General features: G+C 41.5%; 1 protein-coding gene. It reads right to left on the bottom strand.

All coding sequences use genetic code 11. The features are described from left to right. On the bottom strand, positions 1–1226 hold a 1226-nt coding region (locus tag ACFIK8_RS09635; protein WP_375669297.1), incomplete at both ends, for a phosphate acyltransferase.

Raw genomic sequence — 1226 nt, 5'->3', positions numbered from 1 at the left:
CATTTCTGCTATTTCTTCTGCAGAAGGATTTTCATTGACGTAAGTATCTGTTAGAAAAAGAGTGCGATGCGGAGAGATAAGTAAACTAACAGAAGAAAAACAGCTAGTATTGGAATTAAGTCCAATAATTTGTTCAATCAATTCAAGATGACGCTCAAAACGACCTTCTAGACCGCAAATCATTGCATCAGCTTCTTCACGCATTACTGCGAGAGCAGCAATAGCTGTTGTTGATGTTCTCACGATTGTTTTTGCAACTTCAGGCGAGACACCACGTCTTCCTGTGTAACGAAGCAATAAGTTAACATAATCACGAAAACGTGGATCATCTTCTGGATTTATAAGTTCAAAATCTATGCTGGGGCGAATTCTTAAACCAAAGCGTTTTAATCGCGCCTCCACGACATATGGACGACCAATGAGGAGAGGAATCGCTGTTTGTTCTTCAAGAACAATTTGTGCTGCACGAAGTACGCGTTCATCTTCACCATTAGCATAAATTACACGTTTACGTTTTGCTCTTTTTACTGCTGCAAAAACCGGTTTCATCGTTAAGCCAGAACGAAATACGAATCGGTTAAGGACATCATAATAGGCTTCCATATCTCTAATTGGTCGAATTGCCACACCCGTTTCCATTGCTGCTTTAGCAACCGCAGGAGCAATACGCAGTATTAAACGCGGATCAAAGGGAGAGGGAATGAGGTAGTCTGGCCCAAAACTGGGTGGTTCCTTTGAATATGCACGTGCTGCAACATCTGAAGATTCTTCACGCGCGAGGGAAGAAATGGCATAAACTGCTGCTATTTTCATTGCTTCATTGATCGCGATGGCACCAACATCTAATGCACCACGGAAGATATAGGGAAAACAAAGGACGTTGTTGACTTGATTGGGGTAATCAGAGCGTCCTGTGCAGATCATTGCATCTGGCCGGACAGAACGTGCTTCTTCTGGCATAATTTCTGGTGTTGGATTAGCCAGCGCTAAAATTAATGGATTTGGAGCCATTTTTTTCAGATATTCAGGTTTTAAAACACCACCTGCTGAAACACCTAGGAAAATATCTGCATTATCAATAATCTCGGATAAAGTCCGTGCATCAGTTTTTTGTGCATAATTGATTTTCCATCGATCCATAAGTGTCTTGCGACCTTCATAAACAACTCCCTCTAAGTCGCTAAGCCAAATATTTTCAACTTTTGCTCCAAGGCGAACCAAAAGAT

The sequence above is a fragment of the Bartonella sp. MR168JLCBS genome, assembly GCF_042194175.1.
Note: the sequence above shows the minus strand (reverse complement) of the source record. Positions and strands in the feature narration are given on the sequence as shown.